The sequence below is a fragment of the Pseudomonas sp. RIT623 genome, assembly GCF_004519305.1.
Classification (GTDB): domain Bacteria; phylum Pseudomonadota; class Gammaproteobacteria; order Pseudomonadales; family Pseudomonadaceae; genus Aquipseudomonas.
Genome location: NZ_SOZA01000001.1, coordinates 205,677 through 226,350, shown reverse-complemented (window position 1 = coordinate 226,350; position 20,674 = coordinate 205,677). Strand labels below are relative to the sequence as shown.

Sequence of the window (20,674 nt, the reverse complement as noted above, 5' to 3'; positions counted from 1 at the left end):
CTTGTGCCGCGAAAGGGCCGCAAAACGGCCCCAGGACCTCAAGGCAACAGAACAGTCGAGCCGACCGTCCGCCGCGCCGACAACTCCGCTTGCGCCTTGGCCGCCTCGCTCAACGGATACCGCTGCTGGATATCCACCACCAACTTGCCACTGGCGATCATCGCGAACAGGTCATCGGCCATGGCCTGGGTGTTCTCGGCGTTGTTGGCGTAGCTCCCCAGCGTAGGTCGAGTCACATACAGAGACCCCTTCTGCGACAAAATTCCCAGGTTCACCCCGGTCACCGCACCGGAGGCATTGCCGAAGCTGACCATCAACCCACGCGGCTTCAGGCAATCCAGCGAAGTCAGCCAGGTATCCGCCCCCACGCCGTCATACACCACCGGGCATTTCTGGCCGCCGGTCAGTTCCAGCACGCGCTGGGCCACGTCTTCACGGCTGTAGTCGATGGTCGCCCAGGCCCCGAGTGCCTTGGCCCGCTCGGCCTTCTCGGCGGAGCTCACGGTACCGATCAACTTAGCCCCCAGTGCCTTGGCCCACTGGCACGCCAGCGATCCCACGCCACCGGCAGCAGCATGGAACAGCACGAAATCACCCGGTTGCACGGCGTAGGTTTGCTTCAACAGATACTGCGTGGTCAGCCCCTTGAGCATCACCGCCGCCGCCTGTTCGTAGCTGATCGCCTCAGGCAGCTTCACCAGGTTGGCCTCGGGCAGTGTGTGCACCTCGCTGTAGGCTCCCAGCGGCCCACCGGCATAGGCCACGCGGTCGCCGACCTTGATGCGCGTGACGCCTTCACCTACCGCCTCGACCACCCCAGCCGCCTCGGTGCCCAGCCCCGAAGGCAGGGATGGCGGCGGATACAGCCCGTTGCGGAAATAGGTATCGATGAAATTCAGCCCGATCGCCTGGTTGCGCACCCGCACCTGCTGCGAGCCGGGCGGTGCCGGCTCGAATTCCACTAATTGCAGGACTTCCGGGCCGCCATGCTGGCTGAACTGGATACGCTTGGCCATCACACACTCCTGTCGTCGCGGGTCGCAAAGGGTCTTCTATCGGACCCCTTTGCTTGATCGCCGTCAACTGCGACGCGGGCTTGGCCGGTGGTATGCTACGCGGCGAATTTTCCCGCTCCTTCCAGGTGACCCGATGACCAGCCGCACCGAGGCCGTAAAAGCCTACTTGCTCGACCTGCAAGACCGCATCTGCACTGCCCTTGAAAACGAAGACGGCGGCGCCCGCTTCGTCGAGGATGCCTGGGTGCGCGATGCCGGTGGTGGCGGGCGCACGCGGGTGATCGGCGAAGGCAAGGTGATCGAGAAGGGCGGGGTCAACTTCTCCCACGTATTCGGCGCCGGCCTGCCGCCGTCGGCCAGTGCCCACCGCCCGGAGCTGGCGGGCCGAGGCTTCGAGGCCCTGGGCGTGTCGCTGGTGATCCACCCGCACAACCCGCATGTGCCGACCTCCCACGCCAATGTGCGGTTCTTCATCGCCGAAAAAGAGGGCGAAGAGGCGGTGTGGTGGTTTGGCGGTGGCTTCGACCTGACCCCCTACTACGGCAACGAAGAAGACTGCGTGCACTGGCACCGCGTGGCCGAGCAGGCCTGTGCGCCGTTCGGCGCCGACGTGTACCCGCGCTACAAGGCCTGGTGCGACCGTTACTTCCACCTCAAGCACCGTGGCGAGCCGCGCGGCATCGGCGGCCTGTTCTTCGATGACCTGAACGAGTGGGACTTCGACACCTGCTTCGCCTTCATCCGCGCCATCGGTGACGCCTACGTCGAGGCTTACCTGCCGATCGTCCAGCGCCGCAAGGGCACCCCGTACACCCCCGCCCAGCGCGAGTTCCAGGAATACCGCCGTGGCCGCTACGTCGAGTTCAACCTGGTCTACGACCGTGGCACCCTGTTCGGCCTGCAGTCCGGTGGCCGCACCGAGTCGATCCTGATGTCGCTGCCACCGCAAGTACGCTGGGGCTACGACTGGAAAGCCGAGCCTGGCAGTGAAGAAGCGCGCCTGACCGAGTACTTCCTGCAGGATCGCGACTGGCTCGCTCAGTAACACTGTGGATAACCGAGGAGCTCCCATGGACCAGTACGTCGTATTCGGCAACCCCATCGGCCACAGCAAGTCGCCGCTGATCCACCGCCTGTTCGCCGACCAGACCGGCGAGGACCTGGAGTACGCCACCCTGCTGGCGCCGGTGGACGAGTTCAGTGACTGCGCCCGTGGCTTCTTCAAGCAAGGCAGCGGTGCCAACGTCACCGTGCCGTTCAAGGAGGAGGCCTACCGCCTGTGCGACAGCCTCACCCCGCGTGCCCAGCGTGCTGGCGCGGTAAACACCTTGAGCAAGCTGGCCGACGGTACGTTGCAAGGCGACAACACCGACGGCGCCGGACTGGTGCGTGACCTCACCGTCAACGCTGGGGTCGAGCTGGCCGGCAAGCGCATCCTCATCCTTGGTGCTGGTGGCGCGGTACGTGGCGTGCTGGAGCCGATCCTCGCGCACAAGCCGCAGTCGCTGGTGATCGCCAACCGCACGGTGGAGAAGGCCGAGCAGTTGGCCCGTGAGTTCGATGAGCTGGGGCCGGTGGTGGCCAGCGGTTTTGCCTGGTTGCAGGAGCCGGTGGACGTGATCATCAATGCCACCTCGGCGAGCCTGGCTGGCGAGCTGCCGCCGATTGCCGAAAGCTTGGTCGAAGCCGGGCGTACCGTTTGCTACGACATGATGTATGGCAAGGAACCGACGCCGTTCTGCCAGTGGGCGAGCAAGCTTGGCGCGGCCAAGGTGCTGGATGGGCTGGGGATGCTGGCGGAGCAGGCCGCCGAGGCGTTCTTCATCTGGCGCGGGGTTCGGCCTGAGACCGGGCCGGTGCTGGATGAGCTGCGCCGGCAGCTAGCTCGCGGCTGAATTCGAGATTTTGGGGCCGCTTTGCGGCCCTTTCGCGACACAAGGCCGCTCCTACAGGAAATCGCGTTCCTCTGTAGGAGCGGCCTTGTGCCGCGAAAGGGCTGCACAGCAGCCCCAGGACCTGAAGCTCATTCCTCAAACCGGATGGGGCACAGTTCAACCCCCTCCAGCTTCTGCAACTCCTCCACCACCTGCGGCCGTGCCCGCTGCAACGTCAGGCTCCCGCCACTACGCATCAGCCGTCGCGCCTCGCGGTGCAACATATCCACACCCGAGTAATCGATGAAGTTCACCTGCCGCGCATCGATCACCACATGCGGCCCCTGGCAGCGCTGCAAGCGCACTTGCAGATAATGCGCCGCGCCAAAGAAGATCGACCCACCCACCCGCAACACATCCGCCTCCCCTTCCCGGCTTTGCTGCACCCGTGGCCGTGAGGTGCGCTTGAGGTAAAAGAACAATGAGGCCAGCACCCCGGCATAGATCGCCGTCTGCAACTCCAGCAGCAGCGTCGCCGCCGCCGTCAGCGCCATCACCAGGAACTCCGAGCGGCTGACCCGGAACAGCGCGCGAATGCCGCGATGGTCCACCAGCCCCCAGCAGATCAGCAGGATGCTCCCCGCCATCGCCGGGATCGGCAGGTGGGCGATCAGCCCGGCACCGGTCACGGCGAACAGGGCCACCCACAAGGCCGAAAATACCCCGGCCAGGGGCGAGCGGGCGCCGGCGTCGTAGCTCAGGCCCGAGCGAGTGAAAGAACCTGCAGACAGGTAACCGGAGAAAAACGCGCCGCCGATGTTCGATAGGCCCTGTGCGCGGATTTCCTGGTCAGGGTCGATCAGTTGCTCCGAACGTGCCGACAACGAGCGGGCAATCGACAGGCTGGTGACCAGCCCCAGCATGCCCACCGCCACGGCGCTGGGTAGCAGGCGCAGCATCAGTTCCACGTCCAGCAGCGGCAGGGGGCTGAAGGGCGGGAGCTGCCCGGTGAACGCAGCCACCCTGGGCACGTGGCCGAACACGCCGGGTAACAGCCAAGCCATCAGACTGACCAGCAGCAGGCTTATCAACAGGCTTGGCCAGCGCGGGCGCCACAGTTTCAGGGCAATCCCGATGACCAGCGTGGCCAGGCCCAGGACCAGCGATGGCAGGTCCACTTCGCCCATGTGCCCAGCCAGGTCCTGTACGGTCTTCAACGCCGTGGCCTGGCTCGGTAGGTCCATCCCCAGCAGGTTCGGCAGCTGTCCAAGGGCGATGACGATGGCGGCGCCGAGGGTGAAGCCCAGCACCACCGAGTGGGAAACGAAATTGACCAGCGCACCGAAGCGCAACAGCCCCAGCAGCAACTGGAAGACACCGCCAAGGAAAGTCAGCAGCAGTACCAGGGTTACATAGTCGGCGCTGCCAGCCACGGCCAGCGGGCTGATGCTGGCGTAGAGGACGATGGAAATGGCCGCGGTGGGGCCGCAGATCAGGTGCCAGGACGAGCCCCACAGGCAGGCGATCAGCACGGGTACGATGGCAGCGTACAGGCCGTACTCGGCGGGCAGGCCGGCGATCAGGGCGTAGGCGATCGATTGCGGCAGGGCGAGGATGGCGCCGCTCAGGCCCACCAGCAGGTCCTGGCGCAGGCTGCGGCCCGATTGGCGGGGGAGCCAGGTGAGGAAGGGCAGCAGGTAAGCAAGGCGAGGCATCTATCGGTCCTGGTATCCGAGCAACATTCGACATTGCAGGCGAGGGCTTCGCCCTCGTTTCGCGACACAAGGCCGCTCCTACAAGGGGCACGCGCTCTCCTGTAGGAGCGGCCTTGTGTCGCGAAAGGGCCACAAAGCGGCCCCAGCAGCCTAACAGACGAACATCAAAGCTTGGCTTTCACCGCTTTGGAGGCCCCACCGCCGGTTTTAGTGGTCACCCCAGCCAACCATCCTTCCAACAGCTCTGGATGGGCCTTCACCCAACCCCTGGCAGCCTCATCGAAGCTCACCTTCTTATCCACAACCTCGGCCATGATGCTGTTCTCCATCTCCAGCGAGAACTTCAAATTCCCCAGCAGCTTCGCCGCATTCGGGCAGGCCTGTGGATACCCCTTGCGGGTCAGGGTGTAAACATCGCCCTTGCTGCCAAACCATTTCTCCCCACCCGTGAGGTAATGCATCTTCAACTTCACGTTCATCGGATGCGGAGTCCAGCCAAGGAAGGTGATGAACTGCTGCTTCTTCACTGCCCGGTCCACTTGAGCGAGCATCGCCTGCTCGCTGGACTCGACCAGTTTCCACTGGCCCAGGTCGAACTCGTTCTTGTCGATGATCTCTTTCAGCGACAGGTTGGCCGGCGCGCCCGAACCAATGCCGTAGAGCTTCTTGTCGAACTGCTCGGCATGCTTGTGTAGGTCGGCGAAGTCCTTCACGCCCGCGTTCCATACATAGTCGGGCACCGCCAGGGTGAACTCGGTGCCTTCGAGGTTTTTCGCCAGTTGCTGCACATCACCGCTGGCGATGAACTTGTCATGGAAGCCCTGGTGCGCCGGCATCCAGTTGCCGAGGAAGGCATCCACCCGGCCATCCTTCAGGCCACCGTAGATGATCGGCACGGCCAGGCTGTCGATCTTCACCTGATAACCCAGGCTTTCCAACAGCAGCCGGGCCAGGGCGTTGGTGCTGGCGATATCGCTCCAGCCGGGGTCGGCCAGTTTCACGGTGCTGCATTGCGCGTCGCTGTCGGCGGCGTGGGCCGTGCCCAGGCTCAGGGCCAGGGCGAGCACGGCGGTGGAGAACTTGTGCATGGCGGCCTCTCTTCTCAATCCAGGGGTGCGGGCTGTGGATAACGTGCCTTGCGCTCGAGGTCGTCGAGATCGATGTGGTTGCGCATGTACTGTTGGCTGGCGTCCACCAGTGGTTGGTGGTCCCAGCTCTTCAGCTTGCCGATGGCCAGCGCCTCGGCCACCAGGCGGCGGCGTCGTTGGCTGGCCAGCACCTGCTGGCGCAGGACCGGGATGTCCCAGCGCTGTTTGGCTTCATCGGCAAATGCCTGCAGCAGCGCCTGGTGGTCCGGGCTGCCGGTGAGGTTCTCCCGCTCGTGCGGGTCGCGGCTCAGGTCGTAGAGTAGCCATGGGTCTTCTTCGCTGTACACGAACTTGTAGGCGCCACGGCGGATCATCATCAGCGGGCCGACCGTGCCTTCGGCCATGTATTCGCCGATTACCTCGTCATGCCCACCCTGCCCTTGCAGGTGGCCGAGCAGCGAGCGGCCGTCCAGGTGCAACTGGTTATCCACAGCGCCGCCGGCCAATTCGACCAGGGTCGGCAGCAGGTCGCAGGTGGATACGCTGGCGCTGACGCGGGTCGGCCCGAAGCGCTTGGGCGCATGGATCAGCAGCGGCACCCGCGCCGACATCTCGAACCAGTGCATCTTGTACCAGAGCCCGCGCTCGCCAAGCATGTCGCCGTGATCGCCCGAGAACACGATCAGGGTGTCGTCGGCCAGGCCGCACTCCTCGAGGGTCTGCAGCAGCTTGCCGATGTTGTCGTCGATGTAGCTGCAGGCGCCGAAGTAGGCGCGGCGAGCGTCGCGGATCTTGTCCACGGGCAGCGGCTTGTTCCACAGGTCGTAGACCTTGAGCAGGCGTTGCGAGTGCGGGTCCTGCTCGCCCTGAGCGATCTTGTCCCGCGGCAGTGGGATATCCACATCCTCGTACATGTCCCAGTAGTACTTGGGAATGGTGTACGGGTCGTGGGGGTGGGTCATGGAGACGGTCAGGCAGAACGGCCGGCCGTCATCCTCGCGCACATGGTCGTAGAGGTACTGGCGCGCCTTGAACACCACCTCTTCGTCGAAATCCAGCTGGTTGGTGCGCACGCAGGGCCCGGCTTGCAGCACTGACGACATGTTGTGGTACCAGCTCGGGCGCACGTCCGGTTCATCCCAGTTCACCGCCCAGCCGTAGTCAGCCGGGTAGATATCGCAGGTCAAGCGCTCTTCGTAGCCGTGCAACTGGTCCGGGCCGCAGAAGTGCATCTTGCCCGACAGTGCCGTGCGGTAGCCGAGGCGGCGCAGGTAGTGGGCGTAGGTGGGCACGTCGGCGGGGAAGTCGGCGGCGTTGTCGTAGGCGCCGATGCGGCTGGGCAACTGGCCGCTGACCAGGGTGAAGCGCGACGGCGCGCACAGCGGGCTGTTGCAGTAGGCGCTGTCGAATACCACGGCCTGCTCGGCGAGGCGGGCCAGGTGGGGCATCTTGATCGGCGATGGGGTGTAGATCGGCAGCAAAGGCGCGGCCATCTGATCGGCCATGATGAACAGGATGTTGGGTCGCTTCATGGGGGCCTTCCATCGTCGAGGGTTATGGGGAGCACTTGCAATCCAGCATGCGGCTGTGGATAACAGGGGTAAAGCCCATGCCGGGCAATGACTGGGATTAGCCAAGCTTATGTTTGAGCACCTTGCAGCCCTGCCCCTGGACACCCTGCGCGTGTTCGAGGCCGCCGCCCGCCTGCGTAGCTTCACCGCTGCCGCCGTGGAACTGGGCACCACCCAGCCGGCGGTCAGCCAGCAGATGAAGCGCCTGGAGGCGCAGTTGGGCACGCGGTTGTTCGACCGGATCTACCGGGGCATCGAGCTGACCGAGGTGGGGGGGCTGTTGTTCGAGCAGGTGCACCAAGGCTTGCAAGCCATGGACGATGGCGTTGCCCAAGCCAGTGGGCGCGGCCAGCGCGAGGTGCTGCAGGTGGCGACCGACTTCGCCTTTGCGGCGTTCTGGCTGATGCCGCGCCTGCAGCGTTTCCACGAGGCTTATCCACAGGTGGACGTGAGCCTGGTGACCGGTGAGCGCAGCCAGGCGATGTTGCGCCCGGACATCGATGTGGCGGTGTTGTTCGGTGATGGCCGCTTCCATCAGGGCGAGAGCCGCTGGCTGTTCGATGAGGAGGTTTTCCCGGTGTGCAGCCCTCGGCTGACTCATGGCAAACCCTTGTCAGCCGTGGCTTTGCAACGATTGCCGCTGCTCCATTTGCGGGGTGAGCAGGCCAGCCGTTGGTTCGACTGGGCGGGGGTGTTTCGTGGGTTTGGCGTGGACAGCCCGCCGCCGGCCGGGCAGTTGCGGTTCGACAATTACACCCTGTTGATCCAGGCGGCGATTGCTGGGCAAGGGGTAGCGATCGGCTGGGGGCACCTGGTGGACGGGCTGGTGGAGCAAGGCGTGCTGTGTCGTCCGTTGGAGGGGAGTTTACGCTCGAAGCGCGGGTATTACGTGGTGCTGCCGCCGCGCAAGCGGCGTGGGGCATTGATCGAGCGGTTCGTGGATTGGCTGGAGCAGGAGCGTGGTGATTGAGGCGCCTTTCGCCGGCAAGCCGGCTCCTACGAATGCCGCGCTGGCCTCGATCTGTAGGAGCCGGCTTGCCGGCGAAGCGGACAGCGCGGATGCTAGGCGAAAGTCGCAAAGCAACCAGGAGCCATCGTGCAAAGGATCAAGGGTTACCACGCCCACGTGTACTACGACGCATCGACCATGCAGCAGGCCCGCGAGCTGTGCGAAGAGGCGACGCGGCTGTTCCCCGTGACCATGGGGCGCATGCACCAGAAGCCGGTCGGGCCGCACCCGGACTGGAGCTGCCAGCTGGCGTTCGCGCCGGAGGTGGTGGGGGTGGTGCTGCCGTGGCTGGCACTGTACCGCAAGGGATTGGTGGTGTTCCTGCACCCGGAGACCGGGGACGAGCTGGCGGATCACCGCGACCATGCAATCTGGATGGGCGCGATCAGGCCGTTGGATCTGTCTATCTTCGGGGCTTGATGCGACGTGGGAGCGGACTTGCCCCGCGATGGCTTCACTGCCTCCATCGCGGGGCAAGCCCGCTCCCACAACATCAATGGCGGGCGGCGCGTACGCCTTCGGCCAACGCCGAGCACAGGCTCAGCACATCCTTCACCGCCTGCTCGGCATCCTTGGCCTGGGCGATCTTGTCGACCAGCGCCGAACCCACCACCACGCCATCGGCCAGGCGGGCAATGGCTGCCGCCTGCTCTGGCGTGCGGATACCAAAGCCGACGCTGATCGGCAGATCGGTATGCCGACGCAGGCGGGTGATCGCTTCGGTCACGTGTTCGGTGGTCGCCGAACCGGCACCGGTCACACCCGCCACCGACACGTAGTAGACGAACCCGGAGCTGCGCTCCAGCACCCGCGGCAAGCGTACGTCGTCAGTGGTCGGGGTGGTGAGGCGGATGAAGTCGATGCCGGCGGCCTGGGCCGGGGTGGCCAGCTCGGCATCGTGCTCCGGCGGCAGGTCGACGATGATCAGGCCATCCACGCCGGCCTCTTTTGCCTCGGCGACGAAGCGCTCCACGCCGAAACGGTGGATCGGGTTGTAGTAACCCATCAGCACGATCGGCGTGGTCTGGTTATCCACACGGAATTCGCGAACCATCTGCAGGGTCTTGGCCAGGGTCTGGCCGGCTTCCAGGGCGCGCAGGGTGGCGAGCTGGATGGCTACGCCGTCGGCCATCGGATCGGTGAACGGCATGCCCAGCTCGATCACGTCGGCACCAGCGGCTGGCAGGCCCTTGAGGATCTTCAGCGAGGCGTCGTAGCCTGGGTCGCCGGCGGTAACGAAGGTGACCAGGGCCGAGCGGCCTTCGGCCTTGAGTTCGGCGAAGCGTTGTTCGAGACGGCTCATGCCTGTTTCTCCTGGGCGGCCATGTGGTTCATCACGGTTTGCATGTCCTTGTCGCCGCGACCGGACAGGCAGATCACCATCAGGTGGTCCTTGGGCAGGGTCGGGGCGCGCTTGATCGCCTCGGCCAGGGCGTGGGAGCTCTCCAGTGCCGGGATGATGCCCTCCAGGCGGCAGGTGGCGTGGAAGGCATCCAGCGCCTCGTCGTCGGTGATGCTGACGTACTCCACGCGCTTCACTTCGTGCAGGTAGGCGTGCTCCGGGCCGATGCCGGGGTAGTCCAGGCCGGCGGAGATCGAGTGGGCGTCGGTGATCTGGCCGTCGTCATCCTGCAACAGGTAGGTGCGGTTGCCGTGCAGCACGCCCGGCACGCCGCCGTTCAGGCTGGCCGCGTGCTTGTCGGTGTGCACGCCGTGGCCGCCGGCTTCGACGCCGATGATCTGCACGCTGGCATCATCGAGGAAGTCGTGGAACAGGCCCATGGCGTTGGAACCGCCGCCGACGCAGGCGATCAGGCTGTCGGGCAGGCGCCCTTCCTTCTCCTGCAACTGGGCGCGGGTCTCTTTGCCGATGATCGACTGGAAGTCGCGGACCATCGCCGGATACGGGTGTGGGCCGGCCACGGTGCCGATCAGGTAGAAGGTGTCTTCGACGTTGGTGACCCAGTCGCGCAGGGCCTCGTTCATGGCGTCCTTGAGGGTGCCGGTGCCGGCGGTGACCGGGACGATTTCGGCACCCAGCAGCTTCATGCGGAACACGTTGGCCTGCTGGCGCTCGATGTCGGTGGCGCCCATGTAGATCACGCAGGGCAGGCCGAAGCGCGCGGCCACGGTGGCGGTGGCCACGCCGTGCATGCCGGCGCCGGTCTCGGCGATCAGGCGTTTCTTGCCCATGCGCTTGGCCAGCAGCACCTGGCCGATGCAGTTGTTCACCTTGTGCGCGCCGGTGTGGTTGAGTTCTTCGCGTTTGAAGAAGATCTTCGCGCCGCCACAGTGCTCGGTCAGGCGCTCGGCGAAGTACAGCGGGTTGGGGCGGCCGATGTAGTCGCGCTGGAAGTAGGCCAGGTCCTCGAGAAACTTGGGGTCGGCCTTGGCGGCTTCGTATTCGCGGGCCAGGTCGAGCACCAGCGGCATCAGGGTTTCGGCCACGTAGCGGCCGCCGAACGAGCCGAACAGGCCGTTGGCGTCAGGGCCGGCACGGTATTGGGTCTGGGTCATGGGGCGCTCCGTAGACAGGTTCGATAAAGGGGCAGACGCTGATCAATGGGGTCTACTCTAACCAGCACACGCGCGTCTGAAAACCGATAAGATTGCGCAAACATGTCAGGAAAACTCACAAGTAACATGGCCCAGGATCTCCCCCCCCTCAATGCCTTGCGGGCTTTCGAAGCCACCGCCCGCCTCAACAGTGTCAGCCAGGCGGCCGAGGCGCTGCATGTAACCCATGGCGCGGTCAGCCGGCAGATCAAGGTGCTTGAGGAGCATCTGGGGGTAGCCTTGTTCGTCAAGGACGGGCGTGGCGTCAAACTCACAGATTCCGGTGTGCGCCTGCGCGATGCCAGCTTCGAGGCCTTCGATCGGTTGCGCGGGGTCTGCGCCGAGCTTTCCCGCGATGCCGACGAAGCGCCGTTCGTGCTCGGTTGCTCCGGCAGCTTGCTGGCGCGTTGGTTCATCCCCCGCCTGGGGCGCCTGAAAGCCGACCTGCCGGAGCTGCGCCTGCACCTGTCAGCGGGCGAAGGTGACCTTGATCCGCGACGCCCGGGGCTGGACGCACTGCTGGTCTACGCAGAGCCACCGTGGCCGGCGGACATGCAGGTACACGTGCTCGCCGAGGAGCGCATCGGCCCGGTGATGAGTCCGCGCTTTGACGCCTTCGATCGTTTGAAAGCCTTGCCAGCCATGGCTTTGCAGCATGTTGCCGTACTCCATACGACATCGCGGCCGCAGGCTTGGCCTACCTGGGCGCGACAGCATGGGCTGGCGCCCGAGGCGCTGAGCTACGGGCAAGCCTTCGAGCATCTCTACTACTTGCTGGAAGCAGCGGTGGCTGGGCTGGGTGTGGCCATCGCCCCGCAACCGCTGGTGGCGGACGACTTGAAGGCCGGACGGTTGGCCGCGCCATGGGGCTTCTCCCCCACCAATGCGGCACTGGCCTTGTGGGTACCCCGGCGCGCCGCGGACGGGCGCGCCGAGCAACTGGCGCAATGGCTGCGCCAGGAGCTGCAGCGACAGACGGGTTAGTTGCGGCGGCACATCAAGTAGGCGGCCAGCAGGCCCAGGGCGCCCACCGCGACACCTGCGGTGGTCCAGGGGTGTTGCTGGGCATAGTCGCGGGTGGCTACGCCAGTTTCGCGGGTGCGGGTCTTCACTTCCTCGTAGGCATCGCTGAGCAGGCTGCGTGAGTGCTTGAGGGCGCTTTCGGCGTTGCCGCGCAGCGTCTTCATGGTCTTCTGCGTTTCTTCCGACGCATCGTGCTTGAGGCCTTCCAGAGTCTTGAGGAGGCTTTCGATCTCGGCTTCCATGCTTTCCAGTGAGGTTTTGCGCAATGCATTGCGTGCCATGTCGACTCTCCTTGCTGAGTGGGATGTACAGGTTGCGACTGCGCAGCTGGATGAAAGTGCGATCGAACTTTCCCCTGCGGCGATCGCTCGCAGGTAAACCGGGCCTGTGCTGCTAGGCTCAAGCCACTACCCACTCAAGGAGAGCGCTCATGTCGGATCATCACACCTACAAGAAGATCGAGCTGGTCGGGTCTTCGCCCACCAGCATCGAAGAAGCGATCAACAATGCCCTGGCCGAGGCGGGCAAGAGCATCAAGCACCTGGAATGGTTCGAAGTGGTCGACACCCGCGGGCATATCCGTGACAACAAGGCCGCGCATTTCCAGGTGACGCTGAAGGTTGGGTTCCGCATTGCCAACAGCTGAAACCAAGCTGGGCTAGGCTTGCCCGGCGTGTTGGGGTATCAAGGTTGCAGGGCGCGTGCTTCGCGCCCTTTTTGTCTTTGATCTGCACAAGGAAAGCGATCGATGAAGAAATTGATTCTGGCCGTGGGGCTGATGGTGTTGGCTGGCGGTGCGATGGCGGCGGGCAAGCCGTGCGAGGAACTCAAGGCTGAGATTGCGGCGAAGCTCGATGCCAAAGGGGTGAAGGGGTACTCGCTGGAGATCGTCAACAAGGGCGAGCCGGCCGGCAAGGTAATCGGCAGTTGCGAGGGTGGGACCAAGGAAATCGTCTACCGTCGCGGCTGATCGAATCCTTTTCGCGGGGCAAGGCGCAGCCGCTTGCCCCGCGATTGATTTCACTCGGCCTTGAGCGCCTGCGCCATCAGCTCATAGGACTTGATCCGGTCGGCGTGCTCATACAGGTCACTGGTAAAGATCAGCTCGTCTGCCCCTGTCTGTTCCAGCAATACCTCGACCTTCGCCCGCACCTTCTGCGGGCTGCCGATCATCGCCAGACCCAGGAAGCTGCTCACTGCATCACGTTCATGGGGCAGCCAAAGGCCGTTCATGCTCTCGACCGGCGGGCGCTGCATCAGGCTCTGGCCACGGATCAGCGCGAGAATGCGCTGGTACACCGAAGTGGCCAGGTACTCGGCCTTCTCGTCGGTCTCGGCCACCACCATCGGGATACCCAGCATCACATAGGGTTTGTCCAGCGTCGTCGACGGCTTGAAGTGGTCGCGGTAAATGCGGATCGCCTCGTGCATGTAGCGCGGCGCGAAGTGCGAGGCGAAGGCATAGGGCATGCCGCGCATGCCGGCCAGTTGGGCGCTGAACAGGCTGGAGCCGAGCAGCCACATGGGTACCTCGGTGTCGTGGCCGGGCACGGCGATGACCTTTTGGTCGTCGGTGCGCGGGCCCAGGTAGCGTGACAGCTCCTCGACATCGTCGGGGAAATCGTCGGCGCTGCCGGAACGCTCGCGGCGCAGGGCGCGGGCGGTCATCTGGTCGGAGCCCGGGGCGCGGCCCAGGCCCAGGTCGATGCGGCCTGGATATAGGCTGGCCAGGGTGCCGAACTGTTCGGCCACTACCAATGGTGCGTGGTTGGGTAGCATCACCCCGCCGGAGCCTACGCGAATGCGCGAGGTGCCGCCCGCCAGATAGCCGATCAGCACGGCGGTGGCCGAGCTGGCGATGCCATCCATGTTGTGGTGCTCGGCCACCCAGAAGCGGTTGTAGCCGAAGCGCTCGACCTGTTGCGCCAGGTCCAGCGAGTTGCGCAGCGCTTGCGCCGGGCCGCCGTCGGCGCGCACGGGCACCAGGTCGAGGGTGGAAATCTTCAGGTCTCGCAGGTGGGTCATCGGAGCCTCCGCTACAGGTGGTTGGCCATGGGCCTTCTGGACTCTGTATGGGCACATTCGGCGGATTCAATGCCTGGCGATGGATTGATCTGAACTTGACGTGGGCCCTGTCCTCAGAACTTTACATACCCAACCTGTGACCAGGAGGCAGCATGAAAAAGTCGGCATCGGCGGTTTGGCAAGGTGGCCTGAAGGACGGCAAGGGCCAGATATCCACTGAAAGCGGTGCGCTCAAACAGGCGCCCTATGGCTTCAACACCCGTTTCGAGGGCAGCCCCGGGACCAATCCGGAAGAGCTGATCGGCGCCGCCCATGCCGGGTGTTTCTCGATGGCGCTGTCGATGATGCTCGGTGAGGCGGGCTTCACCGCGGAGCGTATTGATACCCATGCTGAGGTAAGCCTGGACAAGCAGGCTGATGGCTTTGCCATCACGGCGGTGCACCTGACCCTCAAGGCCAGCGTGCCGGGCGCCAGCGAGGCGCAGTTCCAGGAAATCGCCCACAAGGCCAAGGCGGGTTGCCCAGTATCCAAGGTGCTCAACGCGACCATCAGCCTGGAGGCGACGTTATTGGCCTAGGCGGCGCAACGGCGGCGGTTTGCTGTAGTCTAACCTGCGTCGGCAGCCCGCCTGCCTTATCAGGAGCCGTTCCTCATGATCCGCGTAACCCTCGCTGTGCTGGCCTCCTTGCTGGCAACGGCGGCACTGGCCGCGCCCAAGCCGTGCGAAGAACTGAAGGCCGAGATCGAGGCGAAGATCCAGGCGCGCGGGGTCAGCTCCTATACGCTGGAAATCGTGCCTAACGCCGAGGTCAGCGATCCCAACATGATCGTGGGCAGCTGCGATGGCGGCACGAAGAAGATCGTCTACCAAAAGAACGATCGATAGCCCCGACACGCAGGAGCCAGTCGACGGGTTCTCTGGGGGGGACGGGCTGTTTTCAAGGAATGCAGAACACGTTGCTCGGTTCGTTCACCACCACCTTGCGCTTGCCGTCGTACAGCAGCACCTGTGGCTGCATCGCCGGTGCCCGGGCTTCCAGGCGATAACGCTCGCCAGCCTGGAAGTCATTGAAGCGCACGGTGAGGTAGCAGGTGCGCTCTGTGGGGTCGGTGCTGAAGCCGCCGGCATAGATTTCGTAATCGAAACGCACCACCAACTCATGCCTGCCAGGCGTCACCTGGAAGTAGCGGCCATCGTCCAGGCGCTGGCCGTCCAGGCGGTCGGCCATGAGCGTACGGCCGGGGGTGATGGTGTACATGTCGATCCAGGCCTTGCCGGGATCGGCGGGGGGCAAGGGGCTGGCGCAAGCCCCCAGGGCACTGAGGGCCATCAGCATCATGGGCTGGCGCATGGCGAAACTCCCGCTCGCGGTTCACAGGCTACAAGCATAGCGCCGTTCGCGCTGTTCAGGTGCGCTGGCAGCCTGCCGGTTCGCCCTGGCTGATCAGCTTCTGCTGCTGGTCGTACAGCTTGATCCACGGGCGAAAGCCGATGCTGCCGGCTTGCATCTGATAGCGCTGCCCGGCGCTGAAGCCTTTGTAGCTGAGGTTGAGCTGGCAGTCGCGCCACAAGGGTTGCGCGACCGGGCCGATATTGCTCGGGGCCACCGGGAACTGGTAGCGCACGGTCAGCTCGTGGTTGCCGGGCTGCACTTGGAAATAGCGGGTATCGGCCCAGGCGCGCTCATCGACCTCGAGGGCGTGCAGCGAGTCGTTGTCGCCGGGGGCGAGGTCAACCCAGGCCTGGGTTGGGTCGGGGTCGGGCAAGGTGGCACAACCGGACAGCAGCACGAGTGTGCCGACGGCAAACAGAGTACGCATGGCGAAGCTCCCCCTGGGCGAGATAATCTTGGTCGCATTCGGCCGACAAGCGAGATAGACAGCCTCGATGTTTGGACTTTTTCTTTTCATGCGCTGCAGCCGTCGGGCTCTGGACCGCGTTTTCACCAGGTTGGTTCCCGTCGCCCTGGGCGTCCTGCTGAGCGGTTGCTCCAGCCTGGGTTACTACAGCCAATTGGCCCAGGGGCAGTGGCAACTGCTGCGGGCCCGGCAGCCGGTGGACAAGGTGATCGCCGACCCGGCCACCCGCCCGTTGCTGCGCCAGCACCTGCAAGTGGCGCAACAGGCCCGGGTATTCGCCAGCGAGCAGCTCAAGCTGCCGGACAACCGCAGCTATCGGGTGTATGCCGACCTCGGCCGGCCCTACGTGGTGTGGAACCTGTTCGCTACTCCGGAACTGTCGCTGCAACCGGTGACCCACTGTTTCCCGATTGCCGGTTGCGTGGCCTACCGCGGCTATTACCAGCAGGGCGCGGCCCGCGGCGCGGCGGCATTGATGCGCGCGGACGGGCTGGATGTCTACATCGGCGGTGTCGAAGCCTATTCCACCTTGGGCTGGTTCGATGACCCGATCCTGTCGAGCATGGTCGGCTGGGGCGACGAGCGCCTGGCCACGGTGATATTCCACGAGCTGGCGCACCAGCGCTTCTATGTACAGGACGATACCGAGTTCAATGAGTCTTTCGCTTCCTTCGTCGAGCAGGAGGGTACGCGGCAATGGCGGGTGACGCGCGGCCTGTCAGCGACGGAGGATGGCAGTGGGCGGCAGCGCGAGCAGTTCATCCGCCTGGTGCTGGCCAGCCGCGAGCGCTTGCAGGCGATCTACGCCGGGCCGTTGGATGAGGCGGGCAAGCGGGCGGCCAAGCAGGCCGAATTCGAACAGTTGCGGCGGGAATATCGCCATGTGCGGGATCGGGACTGGGCCGGGGATCGAAGGTTCGATGCCTGGATCTATGCACCGTTGAACAATGCCAAGTTGCTGCCGTTCGGGCTGTATGATCAATGGGTGCCGGCATTTTCGCAGCTGTTCAAGGATGTTGGCCAAGATTGGCTGGGGTTTTACCAGCGAGTCGAAGAATTGGGGCGAATGCCCATTGATAGGCGCAAGGCGCAGTTGGAGCGTCTGATGCCATCGCGGGGCAAGTCCGCTCCCACGCCGTGATCAGATGCCTGCGTGGGAGCGGGCTTGCCTCGCGAAGAGGTCAGCGCATGAAAGCTTGGTGCAACTCAGCTAGCGTCTCGAAATGGAACGCTGGCGTCTCGGCCTGCAGTTCCGCCCGGCTACCCAACCCATACCCCACCGCCACCGCCTGCAAGCCATTGCTGCGGGCGCCGATCAGGTCATGCTTGCGGTCACCGACCATCAAGGTCTGCGCCGGGTCCAGCCCTTCCTCGTCCAGCAGGTGGCGGATTAGCTCGATCTTGTCGGTGCGGGTACCGTCCAGCTCGCTGCCGTAGATCACCTTGAAGTGATGGTCGAAGGCGAAGTGCCGGGCGATCTCGCGGGCGTATTCCCAAGGTTTGGAGGTGGCGATGTACAGCGTGCGACCTTGGTCGTTGAGGGCCTGCAGCAGCTCTGGCACGCCGTCGAACAGCAGGTTTTCGTACAGCCCGGTGACCTTGAAACGCTCGCGATAGAAGTTCAGCGCCTCCCACGCCTTGGCCTGGTCGAAGCCGTAGAACTGCATGAAGGCCTGTAGCAAGGGTGGGCCGATGAAGTGCTCGAGGCGGGTGAGGTCCGGCTCGTCGATGCCCAGCTTGGCCAGGGCGTACTGGATCGAGCGGGTGATACCCTCGCGGGGGTCGGTCAGGGTGCCGTCGAGGTCGAAGAGGATGTTTTGCTGGTGCATGGTTTTCTCTGTATCGGTTGGCCTTGGTGCAAGCAATTGCTTTGCCCTGCTTTCTGTAGGAGCGGCCTACGTGGGCCTTACTGGTCGTAGCCTTCGGCCAGGTGCTGGTCCTTGAGCTTGACGTAGTTGCCGGCGCTGTAGGCGAAGAACGCGTGCTCCTGCTCGCTCAGCAGGCGCACCTGCTTCACCGGGCTGCCCATGTACAGGTAGCCACTGACCAGGCGCTTGCCCGGCGGCACCAGGCTGCCGGCACCGATGATCACCTCGTCTTCGACGATGGCGCCGTCCATGACCGTGCTGCCCATGCCTACCAGGATGCGGTTGCCCAGGGTACAGCCATGCAGCATGACTTTGTGACCGATGGTCACCTCGTCGCCGATGATCAGCGGGAAGCCGTCGGGATTGAACGGCCCGGCATGGGTGATGTGCAGCACGCTGCCGTCCTGCACGCTGGTGCGCGCGCCGATGCGGATGCGGTGCATGTCGCCGCGCACCACCGTCAGCGGCCACACCGAACTGTCCTCGCCGAGCTCGACATCGCCGATGACCACCGCCGAACGGTCGACGAAGGCGCGCGGTCCAACTTTGGGCGTGTGTGCCTGGAACGTGCGGATGGCCATGATAGTGTTCCTCTGCAATGCCGATAGGCGGACTGCCTGCTGCGGTCGGCGTCGATTGTAATTTAAGATGGTCCCGTGTTTCTCCTGCCAAGGTACCCGAACCGTGAGTACGAACAACCCGCTGCTGCAGTCCCATGATCTGCCGCCCTTCTCGGCCATTCGCCCCGAGCATGTGCTGCCGGCGATCGAGCAGATCCTCGCCGACAACCGCAAGGCTATCGCCGAGATCCTCGAACAGCAGGGCAAGAACCCGACCTGGGCCGGCCTGGTGCTGGCCATGGACGAACTGAACGACCGCCTGGGCGCAGCCTGGAGCCCGGTCAGCCACCTCAACGCGGTGTGCAACAGCCAGGCGCTGCGCGAGGCCTATGAAGCGTGCCTGCCGGCCCTGAGCGCCTATTCCACCGAGCTGGGCCAGAACCGTGCCCTGTTCGAAGCCTACCAGGCCCTGGCCGCCAGTCCCGAAGCCGCAGGCTTCGACGTGGCGCAGAAGACCATCCTCGACCACGCCCTGCGCGACTTCCGCCTGTCGGGCATCGACCTGCCGGCCGACCAGCAACAGCGCTACGCCGAAGTGCAGAGCAAGCTCAGCGAACTGGGCAGCCGCTTCTCCAACCAGCTGCTCGACGCCACCCAGGCCTGGACCAAGCACGTCACCGACGAAGCCGCGCTGGCCGGCCTGACCGACTCGGCCAAGGCGCAGATGGCCGCCGCCGCCCAGGCCAAGGGCCTAGACGGCTGGCTGATCACCCTGGAGTTCCCCAGCTACTACGCGGTGATGACCTACGCCCGCGACCGCGCCCTGCGCGAAGAGCTGTACGCCGCCTACTGCACCCGCGCCTCCGACCAGGGCCCGAACGCCGGCCAGTTCGACAATGGCCCGGTGATGGAAGAGATCCTCGACCTGCGCCAGGAGTTGGCCAAGCTGCTGGGCTACCAGAACTTCGCCGAGCTGAGCCTGGCCACCAAGATGGCCGAATCCAGCGACCAGGTGTTGAGCTTCCTGCGCGACCTGGCCAAGCGTTCCAAGCCGTTCGCCGCCCAGGACCTGGAGCAGCTCAAAGCCTATGCCGCCGAACAGGGCACCGCCGAGCTGGCCAGCTGGGACGCCGGCTACTTCGGCGAAAAGCTGCGCGAGCAGCGCTATAGCGTGTCGCAGGAAGCCCTGCGCGCCTACTTCCCGATCGACAAGGTGCTGAGTGGCCTGTTCAGCATCGTGCAGCGCCTGTACGGCATCGAGATCGCCGAACTCAAGGGCTTCGACAGCTGGCATCCGGACGTGCGCCTGTTCGAGATCAAGGAGCACGGTCAACACGTCGGCCGCTTCTTCTTCGACCTCTACGCCCGCGCCAACAAACGTGGTGGCGCCTGGATGGACGGTGCCCGCGACCGCCGCCGCACCGCCGCGGGCGAGTTGCAGAGCCCGGTGGCCAACCTGGTGTGCAACTTCACCCCGGCCGCGCCTGGCAAGCCGGCGCTGCTGACCCACGACGAAGTCACCACCCTGTTCCATGAGTTTGGCCATGGCCTGCACCACCTGCTGACCCGCATCGAGCATGCCGGTGTGTCGGGCATCAACGGCGTGGCCTGGGACGCGGTGGAGCTGCCGAGCCAGTTCATGGAGAACTGGTGCTGGGAGCCTGAAGGCCTGGCGCTGATCTCCGGCCACTTCGAAACCGGCGCGCCACTGCCCCAGGACCTGCTGGACAAGATGCTGGCGGCGAAGAACTTCCAGTCCGGCATGATGATGGTGCGCCAGTTGGAGTTCTCGCTGTTCGACTTCGAGCTGCACGCCACCCACGGCGATGGCCGCGGCGTGCTGCAGGTGCTCGAGGGCGTTCGCGACGAGGTCTCGGTCATGCGTCCGCCGGCCTACAACCGCTTCCCCAACAGCTTCGCGCACATCTTCGCTGGCGGTTACGCGGCGGGCTACTACAGCTACAAGTGGGCTGAAGTGCTGTCGGCCGATGCGTTCTCGCGCTTCGAAGAGGAAGGCGTGCTCAACGCCGAGACCGGTCGCGCCTTCCGTGAAGCCATCCTGGCCCGTGGCGGCTCCCGCGAGCCGATGGTGCTGTTCGTCGACTTCCGTGGCCGCGAGCCTTCCATCGATGCATTGTTGCGCCACAGCGGCCTCACCGAGGACGCGGCGGCATGAGCGAGGTGGCTGTGAACAAGAGCAAGCGCCGCTTCATCGCCGGGGCGGTATGCCCGGCGTGCAGCGAGATGGACAAGCTGACCATGTGGAACGAGGACGGCGTGCCACACCGCGAGTGCGTGGCCTGCGGGTTCACCGACACCCTCAATGAGCAGGGGCTGTCGGTGCCTTCGGAGTTGGGCACGCGGGTCAACCACCTGGCGCCCAAGGCGGCGCCGGCCAAGGTGCAGACCGTGCAGTTCTTCCCCAATCCGAAGCTGAAGAAACCGGCCGAATAAGGCCGGCGTGCGGCTCGGCTGTCGATGCCGGGCCGCATGTTCCCAGCGTACCGG

Annotated in this window: 24 protein-coding genes; 12 read left to right on the top strand and 12 right to left on the bottom strand. The window is 64.9% G+C overall.

Annotated features, from left to right (window positions below):
• Positions 1-38: 38 nt before the first annotated feature.
• Positions 39-1,016, bottom strand: a complete 978-nt coding sequence (locus tag E3U47_RS01070) for an NADPH:quinone reductase (protein WP_134689093.1) — start codon at positions 1,014-1,016, stop codon at positions 39-41.
• Between the two features lie 133 nt (positions 1,017-1,149).
• Between E3U47_RS01070 and hemF the strand changes: the two genes are divergently transcribed.
• Both hemF and aroE read left to right on the top strand, forming a co-directional pair.
• Positions 1,150-2,061 (top strand): oxygen-dependent coproporphyrinogen oxidase, encoded by a 912-nt coding sequence (gene hemF / locus E3U47_RS01065; RefSeq protein WP_134689092.1) that lies wholly within the window; start codon positions 1,150-1,152, stop codon positions 2,059-2,061.
• Between the two features lie 25 nt (positions 2,062-2,086).
• The gene (gene aroE / locus E3U47_RS01060) at positions 2,087-2,911 is read left to right on the top strand and encodes a shikimate dehydrogenase (RefSeq protein WP_134689091.1); all 825 of its coding nucleotides are present in this window, start codon (positions 2,087-2,089) and stop codon (positions 2,909-2,911) included.
• Between the two features lie 128 nt (positions 2,912-3,039).
• Here aroE and E3U47_RS01055 read toward each other — a convergent pair whose 3' ends face one another.
• The 3 genes from E3U47_RS01055 to betC form a co-directional block, all read right to left on the bottom strand.
• Entirely contained in the window at positions 3,040-4,605 is a 1,566-nt protein-coding gene (locus E3U47_RS01055) for a SulP family inorganic anion transporter (RefSeq protein ID WP_134689090.1), read from the bottom strand.
• Positions 4,606-4,769: 164 nt separating this feature from the next.
• A complete protein-coding gene (gene choX / locus E3U47_RS01050; protein ID WP_134689089.1) occupies positions 4,770-5,693 on the bottom strand; it encodes a choline ABC transporter substrate-binding protein in 924 nt (307 codons plus the stop codon).
• Between the two features lie 14 nt (positions 5,694-5,707).
• On the bottom strand, positions 5,708-7,225 hold the full coding sequence (gene betC / locus E3U47_RS01045) for a choline-sulfatase (protein WP_134689088.1): 1,518 nt from the start codon (positions 7,223-7,225) through the stop codon (positions 5,708-5,710).
• 109 nt (positions 7,226-7,334) lie between these two features.
• Here betC and E3U47_RS01040 point away from each other — a divergent pair, with 109 nt between their 5' ends.
• Together E3U47_RS01040 and E3U47_RS01035 are read left to right on the top strand one after the other, a co-directional pair.
• Positions 7,335-8,234: a LysR family transcriptional regulator gene (locus tag E3U47_RS01040; RefSeq protein WP_134689087.1), complete on the top strand. Its 900-nt coding sequence runs from the start codon at positions 7,335-7,337 to the stop codon at positions 8,232-8,234.
• Positions 8,235-8,360: 126 nt separating this feature from the next.
• The gene (locus E3U47_RS01035) at positions 8,361-8,693 is read left to right on the top strand and encodes a DOPA 4,5-dioxygenase family protein (protein WP_134689086.1); all 333 of its coding nucleotides are present in this window, start codon (positions 8,361-8,363) and stop codon (positions 8,691-8,693) included.
• A 73-nt stretch (positions 8,694-8,766) separates the two neighbouring features.
• Here the strand turns inward: E3U47_RS01035 and trpA are convergent, their stop codons facing one another.
• Both trpA and trpB read right to left on the bottom strand, forming a co-directional pair.
• A complete protein-coding gene (gene trpA, locus E3U47_RS01030; RefSeq protein WP_134689085.1) occupies positions 8,767-9,576 on the bottom strand; it encodes a tryptophan synthase subunit alpha in 810 nt (269 codons plus the stop codon).
• Positions 9,573-10,790, bottom strand: a complete 1,218-nt coding sequence (trpB, locus tag E3U47_RS01025) for a tryptophan synthase subunit beta (RefSeq protein ID WP_134689084.1) — start codon at positions 10,788-10,790, stop codon at positions 9,573-9,575. Before trpB ends, trpA begins: the two co-directional genes overlap by 4 nt.
• A 126-nt stretch (positions 10,791-10,916) precedes the next feature.
• On the opposite strand from trpB, the gene E3U47_RS01020 reads away from it, so the two are divergent.
• The gene (locus tag E3U47_RS01020; protein ID WP_134689083.1) at positions 10,917-11,813 is read left to right on the top strand and encodes a LysR family transcriptional regulator; all 897 of its coding nucleotides are present in this window, start codon (positions 10,917-10,919) and stop codon (positions 11,811-11,813) included.
• Here E3U47_RS01020 and E3U47_RS01015 read toward each other — a convergent pair.
• Positions 11,810-12,133: a YqjD family protein gene (locus E3U47_RS01015; protein ID WP_134689082.1), complete on the bottom strand. Its 324-nt coding sequence runs from the start codon at positions 12,131-12,133 to the stop codon at positions 11,810-11,812. The genes E3U47_RS01020 and E3U47_RS01015 overlap by 4 nt on opposite strands.
• Positions 12,134-12,282: 149 nt before the next feature.
• Between E3U47_RS01015 and E3U47_RS01010 the strand changes: the two genes are divergently transcribed.
• The gene (locus tag E3U47_RS01010; protein ID WP_011531496.1) at positions 12,283-12,498 is read left to right on the top strand and encodes a dodecin; all 216 of its coding nucleotides are present in this window, start codon (positions 12,283-12,285) and stop codon (positions 12,496-12,498) included.
• 102 nt (positions 12,499-12,600) lie between these two features.
• Complete coding sequence (locus E3U47_RS01005) at positions 12,601-12,822, top strand: DUF1161 domain-containing protein (protein WP_023632600.1); 222 nt, start codon at positions 12,601-12,603, stop codon at positions 12,820-12,822.
• A gap of 50 nt (positions 12,823-12,872) precedes the next feature.
• On the opposite strand, the gene E3U47_RS01000 is transcribed toward E3U47_RS01005, so the two are convergent.
• A complete protein-coding gene (locus E3U47_RS01000; protein WP_134689081.1) occupies positions 12,873-13,877 on the bottom strand; it encodes an LLM class flavin-dependent oxidoreductase in 1,005 nt (334 codons plus the stop codon).
• A gap of 152 nt (positions 13,878-14,029) precedes the next feature.
• Between E3U47_RS01000 and E3U47_RS00995 the strand changes: the two genes are divergently transcribed.
• On the top strand, positions 14,030-14,455 hold the full coding sequence (locus E3U47_RS00995) for an OsmC family protein (protein WP_134689080.1): 426 nt from the start codon (positions 14,030-14,032) through the stop codon (positions 14,453-14,455).
• 75 nt (positions 14,456-14,530) lie between these two features.
• On the top strand, positions 14,531-14,764 hold the full coding sequence (locus E3U47_RS00990) for a DUF1161 domain-containing protein (RefSeq protein ID WP_134689079.1): 234 nt from the start codon (positions 14,531-14,533) through the stop codon (positions 14,762-14,764).
• Positions 14,765-14,816: 52 nt separating this feature from the next.
• Here E3U47_RS00990 and E3U47_RS00985 read toward each other — a convergent pair whose 3' ends face one another.
• Both E3U47_RS00985 and E3U47_RS00980 read right to left on the bottom strand, forming a co-directional pair.
• Positions 14,817-15,230: a hypothetical protein gene (locus E3U47_RS00985; protein WP_134689078.1), complete on the bottom strand. Its 414-nt coding sequence runs from the start codon at positions 15,228-15,230 to the stop codon at positions 14,817-14,819.
• 55 nt (positions 15,231-15,285) lie between these two features.
• A complete protein-coding gene (locus tag E3U47_RS00980; RefSeq protein WP_134689077.1) occupies positions 15,286-15,699 on the bottom strand; it encodes a hypothetical protein in 414 nt (137 codons plus the stop codon).
• An 88-nt stretch (positions 15,700-15,787) separates the two neighbouring features.
• Here E3U47_RS00980 and E3U47_RS00975 point away from each other — a divergent pair, with 88 nt between their 5' ends.
• On the top strand, positions 15,788-16,879 hold the full coding sequence (locus E3U47_RS00975) for an aminopeptidase (RefSeq protein WP_134689076.1): 1,092 nt from the start codon (positions 15,788-15,790) through the stop codon (positions 16,877-16,879).
• Between the two features lie 40 nt (positions 16,880-16,919).
• Here the strand turns inward: E3U47_RS00975 and E3U47_RS00970 are convergent, their stop codons facing one another.
• Both E3U47_RS00970 and E3U47_RS00965 read right to left on the bottom strand, forming a co-directional pair.
• Positions 16,920-17,567 carry an HAD family hydrolase gene (locus tag E3U47_RS00970; protein WP_134689075.1) on the bottom strand — a complete coding sequence of 216 codons (648 nt, stop codon included), beginning with the start codon at positions 17,565-17,567 and terminating at the stop codon, positions 16,920-16,922.
• A 77-nt stretch (positions 17,568-17,644) separates the two neighbouring features.
• The gene (locus tag E3U47_RS00965) at positions 17,645-18,187 is read right to left on the bottom strand and encodes a gamma carbonic anhydrase family protein (protein ID WP_134689074.1); all 543 of its coding nucleotides are present in this window, start codon (positions 18,185-18,187) and stop codon (positions 17,645-17,647) included.
• 103 nt (positions 18,188-18,290) lie between these two features.
• Between E3U47_RS00965 and prlC the strand changes: the two genes are divergently transcribed.
• Both prlC and E3U47_RS00955 read left to right on the top strand, forming a co-directional pair.
• Complete coding sequence (gene prlC / locus E3U47_RS00960; RefSeq protein WP_256660210.1) at positions 18,291-20,342, top strand: oligopeptidase A; 2,052 nt, start codon at positions 18,291-18,293, stop codon at positions 20,340-20,342.
• On the top strand, positions 20,339-20,620 hold the full coding sequence (locus E3U47_RS00955) for a YheV family putative zinc ribbon protein (protein WP_134689072.1): 282 nt from the start codon (positions 20,339-20,341) through the stop codon (positions 20,618-20,620). Before prlC ends, E3U47_RS00955 begins: the two co-directional genes overlap by 4 nt.
• The last annotated feature ends 54 nt before the right edge of the window (positions 20,621-20,674 follow it).

Excerpts from the sequence above, each read along its gene's own strand:
- E3U47_RS00980 (WP_134689077.1), bottom strand. The coding sequence starts at position 15,699 with ATGCGTACTCTGTTTGCCGTCGGCACACTCGTGCTGCTGTCCGGTTGT.
- E3U47_RS01005 (WP_023632600.1), top strand. The coding sequence starts at position 12,601 with ATGAAGAAATTGATTCTGGCCGTGGGGCTGATGGTGTTGGCTGGCGGT.
- E3U47_RS01055 (WP_134689090.1), bottom strand. The coding sequence starts at position 4,605 with ATGCCTCGCCTTGCTTACCTGCTGCCCTTCCTCACCTGGCTCCCCCGC.
- trpA (WP_134689085.1), bottom strand. The coding sequence starts at position 9,576 with ATGAGCCGTCTCGAACAACGCTTCGCCGAACTCAAGGCCGAAGGCCGC.
- E3U47_RS00995 (WP_134689080.1), top strand. The coding sequence starts at position 14,030 with ATGAAAAAGTCGGCATCGGCGGTTTGGCAAGGTGGCCTGAAGGACGGC.
- choX (WP_134689089.1), bottom strand. The coding sequence starts at position 5,693 with ATGCACAAGTTCTCCACCGCCGTGCTCGCCCTGGCCCTGAGCCTGGGC.
- E3U47_RS01000 (WP_134689081.1), bottom strand. The coding sequence starts at position 13,877 with ATGACCCACCTGCGAGACCTGAAGATTTCCACCCTCGACCTGGTGCCC.
- E3U47_RS01070 (WP_134689093.1), bottom strand. The coding sequence starts at position 1,016 with ATGGCCAAGCGTATCCAGTTCAGCCAGCATGGCGGCCCGGAAGTCCTG.
- E3U47_RS01015 (WP_134689082.1), bottom strand. The coding sequence starts at position 12,133 with ATGGCACGCAATGCATTGCGCAAAACCTCACTGGAAAGCATGGAAGCC.
- E3U47_RS01020 (WP_134689083.1), top strand. The coding sequence starts at position 10,917 with ATGGCCCAGGATCTCCCCCCCCTCAATGCCTTGCGGGCTTTCGAAGCC.
- E3U47_RS00965 (WP_134689074.1), bottom strand. The coding sequence starts at position 18,187 with ATGGCCATCCGCACGTTCCAGGCACACACGCCCAAAGTTGGACCGCGC.
- E3U47_RS01010 (WP_011531496.1), top strand. The coding sequence starts at position 12,283 with ATGTCGGATCATCACACCTACAAGAAGATCGAGCTGGTCGGGTCTTCG.
- hemF (WP_134689092.1), top strand. The coding sequence starts at position 1,150 with ATGACCAGCCGCACCGAGGCCGTAAAAGCCTACTTGCTCGACCTGCAA.
- E3U47_RS01040 (WP_134689087.1), top strand. The coding sequence starts at position 7,335 with ATGTTTGAGCACCTTGCAGCCCTGCCCCTGGACACCCTGCGCGTGTTC.
- E3U47_RS00955 (WP_134689072.1), top strand. The coding sequence starts at position 20,339 with ATGAGCGAGGTGGCTGTGAACAAGAGCAAGCGCCGCTTCATCGCCGGG.
- E3U47_RS00985 (WP_134689078.1), bottom strand. The coding sequence starts at position 15,230 with ATGCGCCAGCCCATGATGCTGATGGCCCTCAGTGCCCTGGGGGCTTGC.
- betC (WP_134689088.1), bottom strand. The coding sequence starts at position 7,225 with ATGAAGCGACCCAACATCCTGTTCATCATGGCCGATCAGATGGCCGCG.
- trpB (WP_134689084.1), bottom strand. The coding sequence starts at position 10,790 with ATGACCCAGACCCAATACCGTGCCGGCCCTGACGCCAACGGCCTGTTC.
- E3U47_RS00975 (WP_134689076.1), top strand. The coding sequence starts at position 15,788 with ATGCGCTGCAGCCGTCGGGCTCTGGACCGCGTTTTCACCAGGTTGGTT.
- aroE (WP_134689091.1), top strand. The coding sequence starts at position 2,087 with ATGGACCAGTACGTCGTATTCGGCAACCCCATCGGCCACAGCAAGTCG.
- E3U47_RS00990 (WP_134689079.1), top strand. The coding sequence starts at position 14,531 with ATGATCCGCGTAACCCTCGCTGTGCTGGCCTCCTTGCTGGCAACGGCG.
- E3U47_RS00970 (WP_134689075.1), bottom strand. The coding sequence starts at position 17,567 with ATGCACCAGCAAAACATCCTCTTCGACCTCGACGGCACCCTGACCGAC.